This is a genomic window from Sulfurimonas sp. (assembly GCF_014859695.1).
In the GTDB taxonomy this organism is placed as follows: domain Bacteria; phylum Campylobacterota; class Campylobacteria; order Campylobacterales; family Sulfurimonadaceae; genus Sulfurimonas.
The window spans coordinates 22,410-38,351 of the sequence record NZ_JACUTS010000017.1; the positions used below are offsets into that span (position 1 = coordinate 22,410).

Consider the following 15,942-nt stretch of genomic DNA (forward strand, 5'->3'; position numbering starts at 1 on the left):
TTGAGATACGTTAACTCTGTCGAGACAATGTCGCCGTTATAAAATACTCTCTTCGCCCAAATTCGGCTTTTAGAACCAAGCCAAATGCGAGACGGCTGTCTGGGCTACTTATAAAATATCCACTTAGGGTGTTACGGCAAGTTAAGTAGATATTTTTTAACTTATTTATGGAGTGTTGATGAAAATTTTAATTTTGGGCAGCGGTGGCAGAGAGTACTCTATTGCCAGAGCAATTTTAAACGAAAAAGAGTTTCATGAACTTTTTTTTATACCCGGAAATGGTGCAACAAGCTCTTTGGGAACAAACCTAAATATTAAAGATTATAACGATTTAGCTGCTTATGCAAAAGAGAGCAGTATTGATTTGACTATTGTCGGTCCTGAAGCTCCGCTTGTGGATGGAGTAGTTGATATTTTCAAATCACTCGGACTTACTATTTTTGGACCAAGCAAAGAGGCGGCTCAGCTTGAGGGCTCAAAAGTCTACATGAAGAACTTTTTGGCAAAGTACAACATCCCTACGGCGCGCTACATTGAGACGGCTTCAATTGAGGATGCTTTTAAATTTTCAGATACTCTAACTGCTCCCATCGTTGTAAAAGCAGATGGACTCTGCGGTGGCAAAGGCGTTATTATCGCGCAAAATCATGATGAGGCAAAAGTTGCGATATCTGAGATGCTAAGCGGAAAAAGCTTTGGCAATGCAGGACTCAAAGTAATTGTCGAGGAGTTTTTAGACGGCTATGAGCTCTCCATGTTTGCGGTTTGTGACGGAGATGACTATATTTTGCTTCCGGCAGCTCAAGACCACAAAAGACTTAAAGACGGTGATGAGGGACCAAATACAGGGGGAATGGGCGCTTATGCTCCTACTCCTTTGGTTGATGAAGCGCTTTATGAAAAGGTAAGGCAGAGAATAATCCGTCCTACTCTTGATGGAATGAAAAAAGAGGGAGCACCTTTTGAGGGCGTTCTTTTTATCGGTATTATGGTTGTAAACGGCGAGCCTATTACTTTGGAGTTCAATGTCCGTTTTGGAGACCCTGAGTGTGAAATTCTTATGCCGCTTATGACTTCAAGCTTAAGCGATATGTTTTATAAAGCTGCTACAAATAGACTCAGTGAAATAAAAGTAGAGTTTTCAAACCAATATGCAGTAGGCGTGGTTATGGCAAGCGCAAACTATCCCTACTCAAGTTCAACACCGGCTGAAATTATAGTAGATGATGTGCATCATGAAGAGATTGAGAAGTATACGCATATCTCTTATGCCGGTGTAAGCATGATTGATGGCATACTGTATGCAGACGGTGGAAGAGTCTTGGTTTGTGTCGGTATCGGAGAGAGTATAAAGCAGGCAAGAGATAGAGCATACATGAGATGCGGACAGGTTCATTTTGCAGGTAAAAAACTCAGAACAGACATAGCCTATCAAGCTCTTTAAGAAGAATTGAAGTGAACGAAGAGATTAACAAAAGACTTTATCAAGAGGGAATGACATTGGCTCCTATAAAAAAGAGAGGCATGGCATTTTTTATAGATGAGATGCTGCTTTCTCTTTTGCTTATTATTGCACTCGGAGACTCTTTTTTTGATGCTAAAACAGTTGAAGAGATGATTATCCTTACAAATGCGTTTGTTTTGGAGTACATGGCTGTAAAAGTGGTCTATCAAGCTTTTTTTGTGATGCAGTACGGCGCAACTTTAGGCAAAATTGTTATGAAGATAAGAGTGATAGAGATTGGGACTATGCAAAAGCCTAACGTAGTCGTAGCGCTAAATCGTGCAGTTGTGAGAGTCATAAGCGAGATGATGTTTTATCTCGGATTTGTATGGGGAGTAATGGATCCCATGAGGCAAACATGGCATGACAAAAGCGCTAAAACATTGGTTATAAATGCTTAAGTTACTACTTCTTTTATCAATACTTCTTGCTTGCGCAGTAGCTAATGATAAAGTCGAAGTCTATGCAACAAGTATGGTCACCAAAGATAATATTGTAACGGCCGATGGCGAGGTTGTGGTAATCTATAAAGACTACTACTTAAGTGCAAAAAAAGCGCTATATGATAGAAACAGTGGAGAGCTGGAGTTATTTGGAAATATTAGAGCAAATCAGGGAGAGAATATTAAACTTCTTGGAGAGTATGCGAAACTTAATATTGCTGAAAAAGAGAGAACATTTAAACCATTTTATATGCTTGAGCGAACATCAGATGTTTGGATTAGCGGTGATGGCTCTTACGCAAAAGATACAGAAGTAGAGATAGATACGGGAGTTATGAGCGGATGTGATCCCAACAATCCGCTCTGGAAGATGGAGTTTACATCATCGGACTACAACTCCGACACAATGTGGCTAAATCTTTACAATGCAAGAATATATATATACGATATCCCTGTTTTTTATACACCCTATTTTGGATACTCTCTTGATACAACAAGAAGAACAGGACTTTTGCCTCCCATGGTTGGCTTTTCCGACAAAGAGGGATTTTACTATGAGCAGGCGTTATATATTGCAGAGAGTAACTGGTGGGATTTGGAGCTAAAGCCTCAAATAAGAACAAATCGCGGTTCAGGACTTTATACTACATTTCGATTTGTTGATAGTAAGGTCTCTAAAGGCTCTTTAACTGCAGGTTATTTTAAAGAGAAGGAAGATTACTTTTTAGAAAATAAACTTGCAAATCAAAAACATTACGGATTTAATTTTCTTTATGAAAACTCTGATGTGATAAATGAGTGGTTCGGCACAAGTTTTAAAGGTCAATCAGGTTTATATGTGGATGTACTCAACATGAATGATGTTGAGTACATCAATCTTTCAACAAACGATACAACACAAAATGTAACTACAACACAGCTTCTCTCAAGGATAAATCTTTTTTACAACACCGATGATGATTATATTGCAACATATTTTAAACATTATAAAGATTTGAATCTAGCAAGCAATGAGACGACTCTGCAAAATCTACCGGCAATCCATTACCACAACTATTTAGATACTCTGCTTGATGATCACTTTATATACAGTTTTGACATAGTGAGCAACAACTACTATAGAAGTCTGGGCAAAAGTGCTACCCAGACAGACATAAATATACCTTTAACGCTTCAGACCAGTGCATTTGACGAACTTTTAAACCTCTCTTATGAAGCCAATTTATATGCACAGCACACGCTTTTTGCCGGGGATGAAGACTCTGCTAACCCGTCTGTGTATGAATATAAGAATGGAATATTTGCAAGAAACTATCATGTTGTTTCTGCATCGACCCAACTAACCAAAGCATATGAAAAGAGTACTCATGTTGTAGATTTTGGTGCCAAATATCAGAGAGAGGGGTCAAAAACAGAGAGCGGTTACTATGAGGATTATAAAGATTATGCAGATTTTTGTTCTATATCCACAAACAAATTAAATCCTCTTTGTAGTTCAAGCTACCCTTTTCGTGATTTTTATAATATCTCCGACATTGAGGAAAATCTACAACTCTATTTTTCTCACTACCTTTATGACTCTTTAGGCAAGCAGGTGTTTTATCATAGGCTCTCGCAAAATATCTCATACGAGGATGTCGGCGGCGGTGCAGGAGAGCTGGAAAATGAGCTAGATTTACAGATTACTGATAATGTAAATTTTTACAACAATATGTTTTATAACTACGACGAGAGTGCTTTTTCTAAAAATTTCAATAAAATATCCTATAATGGAGATAGCTTAAATATAGGGTTGTCTCATATGTATCAAGATAGTTTTCTGCCTCAAACTACTACTTATTCCCCGAAAACAAGCTACATGACTTCATCTTTAGCGTATAAATATGACAAGCACTACTCTTATAGCTTTAGACTCGATTACGACTTAGAGAGAAGCGAGAAAAAGAGTTTTGAAGTAGGTTTCTTATACCAAAAAAGGTGCTGGGATTTCGGACTTACCTATCTTGAGAATAACAGACCTATACTTAGTCAAGTAGTTAATCCAGGAGAAGATCCGGCTTCACATGTATATGACAGATATATATATGTTACTATAAGATTGAAACCTATCATGAAGAGTGATGGAAGCCTGTCTGGTTTTATGTTTAGACTTCCTGATAAATCGGAGACAAATTAATTATGAAAAAGTACAAACATATACTTAAAGATAGAGAAGACGCGGCAAAAAGACTTCAAGAGATTGTGCCTATGCAGAAGCTAAAAGATGAAAACTGGAAGATAGTGGCAGTCTCAAGAGGCGGCTTGGAGCTAGCATATCATTTAAGGGGAAAATTTAAAAACAGCATAGATTTTCTATTCTCAGAGGCAATCATGGCTCCCAATAACAGCGAGTGCGAGATAGCTAGAGTCTGCGAGAGTGAAGAGATTGTAATAAACGAGAATTTAGTAGCTTCCTTTGGAATAAAGTATGACTACGTTTACGGTGAAGCGCATAGAAAACATGAAGAGAAGATTCTTGGTTACATATATCAATACAGAAAGGGAAGACCGTTTGCGTCAATGAGCAACCAGATAGTTTTGCTCGTTGATGAGGGAAGTGAAACCGGAATGAAGTTTCTAACTGCTCTGAAGATGATTTTAGCCATGAAACCAAAGGCTGTATATATTGCAGTTGCTGTTATACCCAGCGATGTTTTAGAGTTTTTAGAGCAGTTTACGGACAAAATATTTTTTCTCTACAATATAGATGATTATGTGGAAACATCTCTATATTACGAAGAGTTAAATAAGATAGATGAAGATATGATAGAAAAAATATTAGGAGAAAAAAGTGAAGTATGATATAAATATTGATTTAGAAAATAGAAGTGAAGAGTATTCGTTTGGTGAAGTTGCAAAACAGGCTAATGGAGCAGCTTGGATAAAGAGCGGCGATACCGTTATTTTGGCAACAATCGTAATAGATGAGACAGAGATAGTAAAAGATGATTTTCTCCCACTGACCGTGCAGTATATTGAAAAAACATACGCTGCGGGTAAAATTCCAGGCGGATTTTTTAAACGTGAAACAAAACCGAGTGATTTTGAAACCCTTACTTCGCGTATAGTTGACCGCTCTCTTCGCCCGCTTTTTCCTAAAGGATTTGGTCATCCGACACAGATAACTATCATGACATTTAGCGTTGACGCCGAGGCTGATCTACAGATTCTGGCACTCAATGCGGCATCTGCAGCTCTGTATGTAAGCGATATTGATATTAACAAATCGGTCTCTGCCGTAAGAGCTGCAAAAATAGATGGTGAGCTGGTTTTAAATCCTACTCTCTCGCAGCTAAAGAACTCGACGCTAGATCTTTATCTATCGGGAACAAAAGATGAACTTTTGATGATAGAGATGAGAAGTATCGGTTCGCAAAAGGTAGACACCACTTTAGTTATGGACCCGTTGCTAGATCCTACGATGAGTGCGCCTGTTATCATGACACACGTTTCAAATGCGTTGGCGGAAGATGAGCTTGTAGATATTTTACAAAAGACACAACAACTGCTTTTTGAGAGTAATGCTAAGTATGAAGACTCTTTTAAAGAGTTTAAAAAAGAGACACAAGCTATAGAGTATAAAGCACATGTGATAAATGATGAGATGGTTAATTATGTAAAAGAGCATCACTTTTTAGATATAAAAGCCGCTATGAATCAGATGGCAAAATCAGAGCGCTCAACCGCTCTAAGAGCACTCAGAAAAAAAATTATGCTCATTCAAGAGCATTGGGATGAAGTAGAACTTAAAGATGCTATCGAAAATGTAAAAAAAGAGCAGGTAAGATCACAGATTTTAAATGAGAAAATCCGTGCTGACGGCAGAGCTTTAAATGAGATAAGACCGATATCCATAAGCACAAACGTTCTTCCGCGCGCACACTCTTCATGCCTCTTTACACGCGGACAGACACAGGCTCTAGTCGTTCTTACGATGGGCGGACCAAAAGATGCGCAGATGTTTGAAACATTGACGGATGACGGCATTCAAAACGAGAACTTTATGGTTCACTATAATTTCCCGGGATTCAGCGTCGGTGAAGCTTCTCCTGTTATGGGCACAAAAAGAAGAGAGTTGGGACACGGAAATTTGGCTAAAAGAGCCTTAGAGCCAGTTACAGACTTTAATGGACAGACAGTTCGTCTGGTCTCAGAGATACTAGAGTCAAACGGTTCATCATCGATGGCAACTGTTTGCGGCGGTTATATGGCGCTTAAGGCGGCAGATATCGAGACGAGCGACACCATTGCGGGGATTGCTATGGGAATGGTTAGCGAAGGCGAGAAGTATGCAATTCTCTCTGACATCATGGGGCTTGAAGACCATGACGGCGATATGGACTTTAAGGTAACAGGCTCAAAAGAGGGCATCACTGCCATGCAGATGGATATTAAACTAGGCGGGGTTAGTTTAAATATACTAAAAGAGGCACTCTACCAAGCAAAAGAGGGAAGAGCGCATATTATAGATATTATGCAAGAAGCTGAGAAAAAAATTGAGTTCAATGAGGGTGTATTGCCAAGTACGGACTTTTTTCACATTCATCCAAGTTTTATCGGCGAGATTATCGGTCAAGCCGGTAAAACAATCCGTGAGATAATTGAGAAGTTTGAAGTAGCAATCGACATAGATAAAAAAGAGGGAAAAGTTAAAGTAACAGGCAAGAGCAAAAACGGAGTGCAGGCTGCCAGAGAACATATCGAGGGAATTGTCAATGCTCCTAAAGTCCCAAAGATAGAGTACAAAGTAGGCGATACATACAAGGGAATCGTTAAAAAAATAGTTGATTTCGGTGCGTTTATAGAGTTGCCGGATGGAACAGACGGACTTATCCATATCTCTAAAATATCAGATCAAAGAGTAGATAAGGTCAGTGACGTAGTCAGTGAAGGCGATGAGATAGATGTTGAAATCTTGGAATTCAAGGGCAATAAAATTTCTCTAGGACGCGCGTAGATAAAATTGCATACATTAAAGTAATTTTTAGCACTTTTTATGTATACTTCGCCATCAAATTTAAGTAGGGAAATCCTTGCATTTATGTATGGGTTGCTATATCTTTTGTGGATATGGTTACGCTAGCCGAAAAGATTTGTAATAATTTTAATGGAGAAACTATGAAAAAAATTCTTTTCTTAATGGTAGCATTCGCTACTGCTGCACTAGCTGCTGATGGTGATGTTGCAAACCAAACACTTAAAGCGTACTCAATGATCGCTGCAGGTCTTGGTCTTGGTCTTGCTGCTCTTGGTGGAGCTATCGGCATGGGTCATACTGCTGCTGCTACAATCGCCGGTACAGCTCGTAACCCAGGTTTAGGTGCTAAACTTATGACTACGATGTTTATCGCTCTTGCGATGATTGAAGCTCAGGTTATCTACGCGCTTGTAATTGCATTAATCGCACTTTACGCAAACCCTTACTTAGGTTAATCAACCCAAGTGTCCCTCTTGTCGGCTTCTGCCGACAATACTCTTTTTTTATGCGACTATGGTGGAACGGTAGACACGCAGGCTTGAGGGGCTTGTGCCGAAAGGTGTGAGAGTTCAAATCTCTCTAGTCGCACCATCTCTATAAAAAATCTCTGCACTGCATAAAAGCTATCTAGAAAATAAAAATCCGAATCCAACTCTGCTTTGGTGCTGATTGTAATCCACTAAACTTGCTCCGTAACCGTTAAATATTTTTAGGTACCAGAAGTTATTTTTTGAGTTTCCGGTAGGGTGCGACCAGTCTACTTCAATTGAGCCTCGATTTTCGCCGGTAAAATGAAGATTGTTGCGCCATGTTAAGTCAAACTGATGCTTTTTGAAAAAATAGTTTAACTTTAAATGTCCATACCCCAGATAAGAGGTTATATCTTTGTTGTCATCTCCTGCATCTGCTACCCATGCCCTAAGGCTTGTCATAAGATTTCGGCTATAAAAAATAGACTCCAAATAGATTCTGTTCCAGGATCTGGAGAGTGGTGACCCCATTCCGTTTGACTCATGTAAAAAACCAAACTTAATAGCTTTCAATCCAAATTCAGAGAACTCTTTATCTTCAATAGGCAAGGTAAGCCATACTTCAGGTCTATAGTTTGTTTCACGAAACGGAGCAGAATCGGAGTAGAGCTGCCACCACACTTCTTGCGTGTATCCCAAACTTATTATTTCATTAAAACCAAATAGATTGTAGCTTAAATCTTTTTTTAAACTTATTTGAAACTCTGCTTCAATATTTTTGTCAAATTGGTAATAGTTTGGGTAGAGGGCAGGATCTTTTTGCTCATAATCTTTTGTTGTATATGCAAAAGGAAGAAAATAATTTTTTTCATATGGAAGCAAGCCGAAGTTACTAAAAATTTTTGCTATCATTGCATCTCTTGCATCTGAATCTTTTGGCATATCAAGATGTTGAAAAAGAAAAAGTTTTTTTGCTTCATCCTCGCTGGTTTCAGTAGCTTCAATCTCTTTATTACTACTCGTCTCATGAGCAACAAGATAAGAGCCTGCTATAAAAAGCAAAGCAATAAAGAGTGTTTTATTTAATAAGAACAACGGAGTCTTCACTATTTGGCACCAAACATAAAAAACTATATGCTTCACTTCCAAGAGTTTTATAGCTGTGAGAAAGACCCGCTGGAATTAACAGAATATCGCCGGCATTAGCTTCAAAAGTTTCATCTCCAATCTGGACAAGCGCGCGTCCCGAGAGAACATACTGCTCATGTTCAACTATGTTCGTATGAGGGGGCATATGCCCGCCTGCTTCTATTATGAAGTTGCGCATTGCAAAGTTTGGAGACTCATCTTGAGATAAAAGCATCTTCATTGAGACTCCTTTACCGGCCTTTTGAGGAGTTGCCTCAATGGAATTAATTTCTTTGTGTAGGTACACTATAGCTTCCTATAATAATATTTTTGGTAGCATATCATAAACTGTGTTTGATTTACTTGGAGAGTGTTTATGAAAATTGCAAATAATATAACGGAACTGATAGGAAATACCCCTTTGGTTAGATTAAATAAAGCCTCGGTGCTCACAGGTGCTAATATAATTGCAAAGTGTGAGTTTATGAATCCTACAAGCTCTGTAAAAGATAGAATAGGTTTTAACATGATTAGGCGCGCAATAGAGGCAGGGGAGATAATCGAGGGAACTACTATAATAGAGCCTACAAGCGGCAATACGGGAATTGCGCTTGCGGCAAATTGTGCAGCGCTCAATTTAAAACTTATTTTGACTATGCCTGAATCAATGAGCTTAGAGAGAAGAAAGCTGCTAAAAGCACTTGGAGCCGAGCTTGTTCTGACTCCCGCACCTTTAGGAATGAGCGGCGCAATTACAAAAGCGGATGAGCTTCAAAAAGAGATTCCAAACTCAATAGTTCTGCAGCAGTTTAAAAATCCTGCTAATCCTGAAATTCATGAGCTCACAACAGCGCTGGAGATACTTCGCGATACGGATAAAAAAATAGACGCCTTTGTGGCCGCTGTAGGAACGGGAGGAACGCTTAGCGGCGTATCGAGAGTTTTAAAAAAAGAGATAGCAAATATTATGATTTTTGCAGTTGAACCCTCAAGCTCTGCCGTACTCTCAGGAGAGAAGGCTGGTCCACATGCGATTCAGGGCATCGGTGCAGGATTTATTCCAGACACTTTAGATGTGAGCGTATATAATGAAGTGATAAAAGTGAGCAATGAAGATGCTATAAATACGGCAAAAATGCTCTCAAGAGAGGAGGGACTGCTTGTGGGTATATCAGCAGGAGCAAATGTATTTGCAACGATGCAAGTTGCCCAAAGAGCTGAGTTTAAGGGCAAAACTCTTTTGACTATTCTTTGTGATACAGGCGAGAGGTATCTAAGTACAGAACTTTTTGATGAGTAGACTTTTTTTAGAAACTATAAGAGCAGTTGAGGGAGAGGTTTTTAATCTCCTCTATCACCAAAAAAGATATGAGAGCGTTTTAAAAAAATTTAATATTAAAAATCCTAAAAACCTACTTGAGCATATAAATCCTCCAAAAAGAGGAACTTACAGATGTCGTTTGCTCTACAATATATCTCAAGAGGCGCATACTATAGATGTCGCATATTATGAGTATAAAAAAAGAGAGATAAGCTCCTTAAAACTTGTATATGATGACAATATAGAGTACTCTTTAAAGTCTGCATGTAGAGATGAGCTGGATATACTTTATGGGCAGAGAGATAAATGTGATGATATATTAATAGTGAAAAATTCTCTTATAACAGATACTACGATAGCAAATATTGCTTTTTATGATTCAGGGAGATGGGTAACTCCAGCGCAGCCGCTGTTAAAGGGTACGACAAGGGAACGGCTTTTGATGGAGAAAAAAATATTTGAGTCTGATGTTTATGTAGATGATTTGAAAAAATTCTCAAAAGTTGCGCTTATGAATGCTATGATAGATTTTGATATAATTACAAAAAATATAGAGGAGTTTTTTTGCTAGAGAACTTAATAGAAGATAGAGATTTTGTAAAAATAATGCAAAAAAATATAGAAAATTTAATTATTCTTCTTTTTGAAAAAGACCAAAATTTCGGTATCTTGTGTAAAATCGAACATGTAACTTTTGAACCCGCTCTGCCAAAAGAGATAAGTGCCGAGTTTAGACCGATGACACTGTTTTTTCTTGCCGGATACACTTTTGATACTGCGAGTATAGAGGATGATAAATTGGTTTTTGAAGCAGGTTTTGGAGCAGACAATTTCGGTAGTATAGTGAGTGTGCCTCTTTGGAGTATTAAGCAGATAATTGTAGATGAGACACCGCTATTGATAAATCTCTCAAACTATAAGAATGAGAGTATAAAGCATATCAAAAAAGCGGATGATGGCGGGGTTGAGAACTCAATGGCATCTTTTTTATCAAACCCTGAAAACTCAAAGTTTTTAAAAAAGTAAGCCTCTTTTGAGCTTATACTTTATTCAAAGATAGAAGATAGTTTACGACATTGTCGACAAATGCATCATGCTTTCTCTCTTTTGAGTATGCAATATAGAAGCTTCTCTCTATTTTATAATTTTTAAGTCTTGCTTCAAAAAGCTTTCCTTCGGCAACTTCATTTGCTATAACATGCTTTGACATAACCGAAACTACAGGTCTCTCTGTGGTCGGGTCGGCATGAAGAATCGACTCTTTTATCGCCGTAGGGCTTCCTAAAACACCTAGAACCGTAAAGTTGCTACACTGAACATTCATTTCATCAAAAACTTCGCTTGTCAATTTTCTTGTATGGGAGGCTTCATCTCTGCATATCCAGTCAAATCCAAGCAGGTCATCTGCGCTCAAATGTTTTTTTAGAGGTTGGTTTGAAAAAACGACAAGCTCGTCTAACACCCACTCTCTATAGATAATACCGTCTCTAAATTCAGGAGACTCTATAAGAGCGATATCAATCTTTTTGTCTTGAAGTTGGTCTATCATTTCACATGATAGACCGACATTCATATATACGTTGTTGTTTATTCTCTTTTTTATCTCGCTGAGATAATTTGGCAGAATATAGTTTCCGATGGCATTTGATGAGCCGATTATAAAAGTGAAGTCTTTATTGATAATCTTGAGTAGCTCTTTTTCGCCGGAGACGATAGCTTTTTCAAGTCTAGATGCTATTCTATAAAGATCTTCACCCTCTTTAGTAAGAAGAATACCGTTCTTCTTTCTCTCGACTATCTTTGTATCAAGATAATCCTCAATAAATTTAATCTGTTGTGTAACGGCAGGTTGTGAAATACCCAGTTTTGCAGATGCTTTTGAAAAACTCTTTTCTTTTATGACCATCAAAAAGGTTTGTAGTTTTGCAAAATCTTTTAACATAATAATTCCTATAAGTTTAGATAATAAGCAAAAGTATAACTCATTATTATAATTAATGCAATAGTTTTGTAATAATTTATAACTTTTTGGCTATAATAATTTAAGCAAATATGAATAGTGGCAGGGGTATGGAAAAAATATTTAGTAAATTAAATGAGTCGCAAGTCGGTGCCGTGAAAAAAACAGAGGGACCCGTGTTGATCCTAGCCGGTGCAGGAAGCGGTAAGACTACAACCATAATCTCTCGTTTAGCATATCTTATAGAGGGAGTCGGCATTCCCGCTTCAAACACGCTTACGTTGACATTTACAAATAAAGCAGCCAAAGAGATGAGAGAGCGTGCATCGGTCATGATGGATAACCCCGCTTATCCTCCTCTGCTTTGTACCTTTCATAAATTTGGGCTACTGTTTTTAAAGTTTCATATCCATCTTTTAAACAGAGAGAACAATTTTGTCGTCATTGATACAGATGATAAAAAAAGAATCATAAAAAAGATAAACAGCGAGATTTCAACGCCTCTAATAGCGAGCGAAATATCAAGATACAAAAGCTCTCTCCTGAGCCCTGATGACGCATACAAGCAATCAGAACTCTTCAACTATCAGCAAATCGCAAAAGTTTACGAAGAGTACGAAACATATCTTTTGGAAAATAATTTAGTCGATTTTGATGATTTGATAGCTTTGACATACAAACTTCTTGATCAAGACAAAGAGCTAGCCCAGGCAACGTCACAGAAGTACCGTTACATCATGGTAGATGAGTATCAAGATACAAACGAGCTGCAGCTTAAACTCTTGCAAAAACTCTGCAGCGCACACAACAATCTATGTGTTGTAGGTGATGACGATCAGAGTATTTATGGCTGGAGAGGTGCGCATATAAGAAATATCATTGAGTTTGATCAGGATTTCGAGGGTACTGCAATCTTTAAACTTGAGGAGAACTACCGTTCACGCGAACCGATACTCAAAGTTGCAAATGCGCTTATAGAGCACAATCGTTCAAGACTTGGAAAAAAGCTTATTCCCACAAGAGGCGGCGGCGAGGATGTAACGGTTTTAAACTCAAATGATGAGAATGAAGAGGCAAGAAAAATTGCCTCAAAAATCACAAAACTTTTAGACTCCGGAGTAAAGGCCGAAAACATAGCCGTACTTTATCGCGTAAATGTTTTAAGCCGCTCTATCGAGGAGGGGCTGAACCGCGCAGGCATTGCTTACAAACTTGTCGGTGGTCTTAGATTTTACGACAGAGCGGAGATTAAAGATCTTATAAGCTACATAAGAGTGATAACTAATTTTCATGACGACTTTTCTTTTAAACGCATAGTAAATAAACCAAAAAGAGGTTTAGGCAAGGCAAGCGTAGATAAGATAGAGTTGGCAGCGCATGCGAAGGGCAGCTCTATCTTTGAGTATATTAAAAAAGTTCCATCTGCCGAACTTGAGCAGCTTGTAAGACAGAAGAATGCAAAAACACTTAAAAAGTTTGTAAAAGATATTCAATCAGTAGCCAAGTCGGTAACGGAATCGACGTATGACTTTATAGATGTTTTGGAAGATACTTTCCATCTCAAAGATATATATAAGGGTATGCCTGATGAAACGGAGAGAGTTTTAAATATGGATGAGTTTTACGGTCTCTTTAGAGATTTTGTGAAGAACTCACCGGACTCTTCACTTGATGAGTTTTTAAATGAACTCACACTTCAGAGCGAACAAGACCAGGTCGAGGGTGAGAGCATCTACATGATGAGTATCCACGCCTCAAAAGGCTTGGAGTTTGACCATATTTTTATCATCGGATTGGAAGAGGGATTTTTGCCGCTCGTGGGTGATGGCAGCGACCTTGAAGAGGAGAGAAGGCTTGGATACGTCTCTTTTACAAGAGCAAAAGAGACATTGACCCTCTCTCATGTAGAGAGCAGGTTTTACAAAGGAAGAAGAAGCGATTTGCAAAAGAGCAGATTTTTTAATGAAGCCGGACTTTGTGAAGGCTCACTTATTGTTGAAAAAAACACGGTTTTTAAAAAGGGCGACTTGGTACGCCACAAAATCTTCGGCACGGGCAGAGTAGTCGGCATCAGCAAAGCAGGAAGAGAGTTTAAGCTAAACATCAATTTTGCCGGTACTTCAAGAGATATTTTGGCATCATTTGTTGAAAGACTATGAACAGGCTCTTTGTCGCATATAAGCCAACGGGAGCGAGTTCAAATTTCTTTTTAACAAGCTTGAAAAGAAGGTATAAAACGAAAAAAGCAGGCTTTTCGGGAACTCTTGACCCGTTTGCGAAGGGTGTGCTTCTTATAGGGATGGGATCGTATACAAAACTTTTTCGTTTTTTAAATAAAACTCCAAAAGTTTATCGCGCTACTCTTTGGCTCGGTGCAAAATCAGACTCTTTGGATACGGAACTGATTGAGCATGTGGAGATTTTAAAAGAGTTTGAAGAGGCTCAAGTCTCAGATGTCATTGCATCTTTGGAGGGCAAGCTTGAGTATGAACCTCCGATATTTAGCGCCAAACGCATAGATGGACAACGAGCGTATGATTTGGCAAGGGCTGCAAAAGAGTTTACGCTCAATAAAATTTGTTCTACAATTTATAAAACAAAACTCATAAGCTACTGTCATCCGTTTGTTACATTTGAAGCAACCGTATCGGAGGGGACTTACATCCGCTCACTGGGTCTTATTATAGCAAAGAGGCTCGGCGTAGAGTTTGGAAGCCTTAGCGCTTTGGAGCGGCTTAGTGAGGGGCAGTTTAGATATGATGACGAAGAGCTGCTTGATATTAAAAAGTCTCTTAATATTCCTGAGAATTTCTATCATGGAGATAAAAATAATCTAAGATATGGAAGAGTTCTTGCTTTAGATGATTTAGAGATAAAAGAAGATGGGTACTATTGGCTTGATGGCGGCAGTTTCATTTCTGTTATAAACGTAGCGAATGCAGAAGTAAATTATGAATTAGGTAGGATTGAATGCTAGTACTATCCAGAAAAACAGATGAGGCGATTGTTATCGGAGACGATATTGTACTTAAAATCATCTCCATAGATAAAGGTGTCGTAAAGATAGGCATCGATGCTCCTAAAAATATCTCCATAGTCAGACAAGAGCTTCTTGATGATGTCAAAGATGCCAACATAGCCTCTTCAAAAGAGACGAAGCTAGACGATTTAACCATGCTTAGTGCCATACTTAAAAAATAAGAGAGAGCCCAATGAAGCTTTATAAGGCTTACGCAAAGGTAAATATATTGTTAAAAATTATCGGCAAACGCGGAAATTACCATGAGATTATCTCAAGATTTATGAGGGTTAATTCTCTTTATGATGAACTCTCATTTGCCCCCAAACAAAAGAGCGGAGAGTTTGAAATAGTAGGCGAATTTTCATGCAGTGTGGAGCAAAATACGATATATAAAGCATACATGGCTCTTCTTGAAGCCTTGGATGAAGAGTCCGCCGCATCTCTAAAAAACCTGATGAACAAGTACGGAGTAAAGGTTGAGAAGAAAATCCCAGCATTTGCCGGACTTGGCGGCGGAAGCAGCGACGCGGCGACATATTTAAAGATGTGCAACGAGGTTCTTCATCTAGGTCTCTCTTTAAATGAGCTCTCAGCCATCGGCATAAAAGTAGGTGCCGATGTTCCGTTTTTTATCTACGGCTATGACAGCGCAAACGTAAGTGGAATAGGCGAGGTTGTCGAAGAGTTTAAAGAGAAGTTGTTAAACCTTGAGATATTTACACCTCGCATTGAGATAAGCACGCCAAAGGTCTACATGCTATATAGAGAGCAGTTTTACAATCCCATAGACGGATTTGAAGTTGAGCGCCTGAAAAAAACCCCATCATTGGATATACTAAAACAGATGAGCGCAGATGAGGCAAACGACCTATTTAAACCCGCACTTCAAGCATACAAAGAGCTAAAAAACCACTACAGACACGGATGCTACTTCAGCGGAAGCGGCAGCAGTTTTTTTAGAGTAAAAGATACTTAAAGGGCACTAAGCTGGAATGAGATAAAAAATTTAAATGTATTAAAATTATTGATAACTGACCTTACGCACTTTTGTAAAAAAGTTCGTAAATACCTCTAATT

The 15,942-nt window shown here is 38.5% G+C and carries 16 protein-coding genes and 1 tRNA gene; 14 read left to right on the top strand and 3 right to left on the bottom strand.

All coding sequences use genetic code 11. The features are described from left to right. Nucleotides 1-178 precede the first annotated feature (178 nt). From purD to IBX42_RS05075, 7 genes are all read left to right on the top strand, one after another. Nucleotides 179-1,444: a phosphoribosylamine--glycine ligase gene (gene purD, locus IBX42_RS05045; RefSeq protein WP_294929758.1), complete on the top strand. Its 1,266-nt coding sequence runs from the start codon at nt 179-181 to the stop codon at nt 1,442-1,444. 11 nt (nt 1,445-1,455) lie between these two features. After that, on the top strand, nt 1,456-1,905 hold the full coding sequence (locus IBX42_RS05050; RefSeq protein ID WP_294929761.1) for an RDD family protein: 450 nt from the start codon (nt 1,456-1,458) through the stop codon (nt 1,903-1,905). Further along, nucleotides 1,898-4,123 (top strand): LPS-assembly protein LptD, encoded by a 2,226-nt coding sequence (locus IBX42_RS05055; RefSeq protein WP_294929764.1) that lies wholly within the window; start codon nt 1,898-1,900, stop codon nt 4,121-4,123. The genes IBX42_RS05050 and IBX42_RS05055 overlap by 8 nt, the downstream gene beginning before the upstream one ends. 2 nt (nt 4,124-4,125) lie before the next feature. Beyond that, a complete protein-coding gene (locus tag IBX42_RS05060) occupies nt 4,126-4,788 on the top strand; it encodes a phosphoribosyltransferase family protein (RefSeq protein ID WP_294929766.1) in 663 nt (220 codons plus the stop codon). Continuing rightward, on the top strand, nt 4,778-6,943 hold the full coding sequence (locus IBX42_RS05065; protein WP_294929771.1) for a polyribonucleotide nucleotidyltransferase: 2,166 nt from the start codon (nt 4,778-4,780) through the stop codon (nt 6,941-6,943). The genes IBX42_RS05060 and IBX42_RS05065 overlap by 11 nt, the downstream gene beginning before the upstream one ends. 161 nt (nt 6,944-7,104) lie before the next feature. Continuing rightward, on the top strand, nt 7,105-7,419 hold the full coding sequence (locus IBX42_RS05070) for a F0F1 ATP synthase subunit C (protein ID WP_294929774.1): 315 nt from the start codon (nt 7,105-7,107) through the stop codon (nt 7,417-7,419). A gap of 52 nt (nt 7,420-7,471) precedes the next feature. Then, nucleotides 7,472-7,555: transfer RNA gene (locus tag IBX42_RS05075), tRNA-Leu, on the top strand. Nucleotides 7,556-7,587: 32 nt separating this feature from the next. On the opposite strand, the gene IBX42_RS05080 is transcribed toward IBX42_RS05075, so the two are convergent. Both IBX42_RS05080 and IBX42_RS05085 read right to left on the bottom strand, forming a co-directional pair. Further along, nucleotides 7,588-8,541 (bottom strand): phospholipase A, encoded by a 954-nt coding sequence (locus IBX42_RS05080; RefSeq protein WP_294929777.1) that lies wholly within the window; start codon nt 8,539-8,541, stop codon nt 7,588-7,590. Continuing rightward, the gene (locus IBX42_RS05085; protein WP_294929780.1) at nt 8,513-8,803 is read right to left on the bottom strand and encodes a cupin domain-containing protein; all 291 of its coding nucleotides are present in this window, start codon (nt 8,801-8,803) and stop codon (nt 8,513-8,515) included. Before IBX42_RS05085 ends, IBX42_RS05080 begins: the two co-directional genes overlap by 29 nt. A gap of 135 nt (nt 8,804-8,938) precedes the next feature. Between IBX42_RS05085 and cysK the strand changes: the two genes are divergently transcribed. From cysK to IBX42_RS05100, 3 genes are read left to right on the top strand one after another with little or no spacing between them, the layout of a single operon-like run. Next, a complete protein-coding gene (gene cysK, locus IBX42_RS05090; protein ID WP_294929783.1) occupies nt 8,939-9,862 on the top strand; it encodes a cysteine synthase A in 924 nt (307 codons plus the stop codon). Next, on the top strand, nt 9,855-10,454 hold the full coding sequence (locus IBX42_RS05095; protein WP_294929786.1) for an aminotransferase class IV family protein: 600 nt from the start codon (nt 9,855-9,857) through the stop codon (nt 10,452-10,454). Before cysK ends, IBX42_RS05095 begins: the two co-directional genes overlap by 8 nt. After that, nucleotides 10,448-10,909 (top strand): hypothetical protein, encoded by a 462-nt coding sequence (locus IBX42_RS05100; protein WP_294929789.1) that lies wholly within the window; start codon nt 10,448-10,450, stop codon nt 10,907-10,909. Before IBX42_RS05095 ends, IBX42_RS05100 begins: the two co-directional genes overlap by 7 nt. 13 nt (nt 10,910-10,922) lie before the next feature. Here the strand turns inward: IBX42_RS05100 and IBX42_RS05105 are convergent, their stop codons facing one another. After that, nucleotides 10,923-11,825, bottom strand: coding sequence for a LysR family transcriptional regulator (locus IBX42_RS05105; RefSeq protein WP_294929792.1), 903 nt, complete (start codon nt 11,823-11,825; stop codon nt 10,923-10,925). A 128-nt stretch (nt 11,826-11,953) separates the two neighbouring features. On the opposite strand from IBX42_RS05105, the gene IBX42_RS05110 reads away from it, so the two are divergent. The 4 genes from IBX42_RS05110 to IBX42_RS05125 are packed head-to-tail and all read left to right on the top strand — an operon-like array spanning nt 11,954 to nt 15,841. Next, a complete protein-coding gene (locus IBX42_RS05110; RefSeq protein ID WP_294929795.1) occupies nt 11,954-14,002 on the top strand; it encodes a UvrD-helicase domain-containing protein in 2,049 nt (682 codons plus the stop codon). Beyond that, nucleotides 13,999-14,820 carry a tRNA pseudouridine(55) synthase TruB gene (truB, locus tag IBX42_RS05115; protein WP_294929798.1) on the top strand — a complete coding sequence of 274 codons (822 nt, stop codon included), beginning with the start codon at nt 13,999-14,001 and terminating at the stop codon, nt 14,818-14,820. Before IBX42_RS05110 ends, truB begins: the two co-directional genes overlap by 4 nt. Beyond that, nucleotides 14,814-15,044: a carbon storage regulator CsrA gene (gene csrA, locus IBX42_RS05120; protein WP_294929801.1), complete on the top strand. Its 231-nt coding sequence runs from the start codon at nt 14,814-14,816 to the stop codon at nt 15,042-15,044. The genes truB and csrA overlap by 7 nt, the downstream gene beginning before the upstream one ends. A gap of 11 nt (nt 15,045-15,055) precedes the next feature. Beyond that, nucleotides 15,056-15,841 (top strand): 4-(cytidine 5'-diphospho)-2-C-methyl-D-erythritol kinase, encoded by a 786-nt coding sequence (locus IBX42_RS05125; protein ID WP_294929804.1) that lies wholly within the window; start codon nt 15,056-15,058, stop codon nt 15,839-15,841. Nucleotides 15,842-15,942: the final 101 nt, after the last annotated feature.

Bases quoted from the DNA above. Each gene is read 5' to 3' on its own strand.
- purD (WP_294929758.1), top strand. From the start codon at position 179: ATGAAAATTTTAATTTTGGGCAGCGGTGGCAGAGAGTACTCTATTGCC.
- IBX42_RS05055 (WP_294929764.1), top strand. From the start codon at position 1,898: ATGCTTAAGTTACTACTTCTTTTATCAATACTTCTTGCTTGCGCAGTA.
- IBX42_RS05060 (WP_294929766.1), top strand. From the start codon at position 4,126: ATGAAAAAGTACAAACATATACTTAAAGATAGAGAAGACGCGGCAAAA.
- IBX42_RS05070 (WP_294929774.1), top strand. From the start codon at position 7,105: ATGAAAAAAATTCTTTTCTTAATGGTAGCATTCGCTACTGCTGCACTA.
- IBX42_RS05085 (WP_294929780.1), bottom strand. From the start codon at position 8,803: ATGAAGATGCTTTTATCTCAAGATGAGTCTCCAAACTTTGCAATGCGC.
- cysK (WP_294929783.1), top strand. From the start codon at position 8,939: ATGAAAATTGCAAATAATATAACGGAACTGATAGGAAATACCCCTTTG.
- IBX42_RS05095 (WP_294929786.1), top strand. From the start codon at position 9,855: ATGAGTAGACTTTTTTTAGAAACTATAAGAGCAGTTGAGGGAGAGGTT.
- IBX42_RS05105 (WP_294929792.1), bottom strand. From the start codon at position 11,825: ATGTTAAAAGATTTTGCAAAACTACAAACCTTTTTGATGGTCATAAAA.
- IBX42_RS05110 (WP_294929795.1), top strand. From the start codon at position 11,954: ATGGAAAAAATATTTAGTAAATTAAATGAGTCGCAAGTCGGTGCCGTG.
- truB (WP_294929798.1), top strand. From the start codon at position 13,999: ATGAACAGGCTCTTTGTCGCATATAAGCCAACGGGAGCGAGTTCAAAT.
- csrA (WP_294929801.1), top strand. From the start codon at position 14,814: ATGCTAGTACTATCCAGAAAAACAGATGAGGCGATTGTTATCGGAGAC.
- IBX42_RS05125 (WP_294929804.1), top strand. From the start codon at position 15,056: ATGAAGCTTTATAAGGCTTACGCAAAGGTAAATATATTGTTAAAAATT.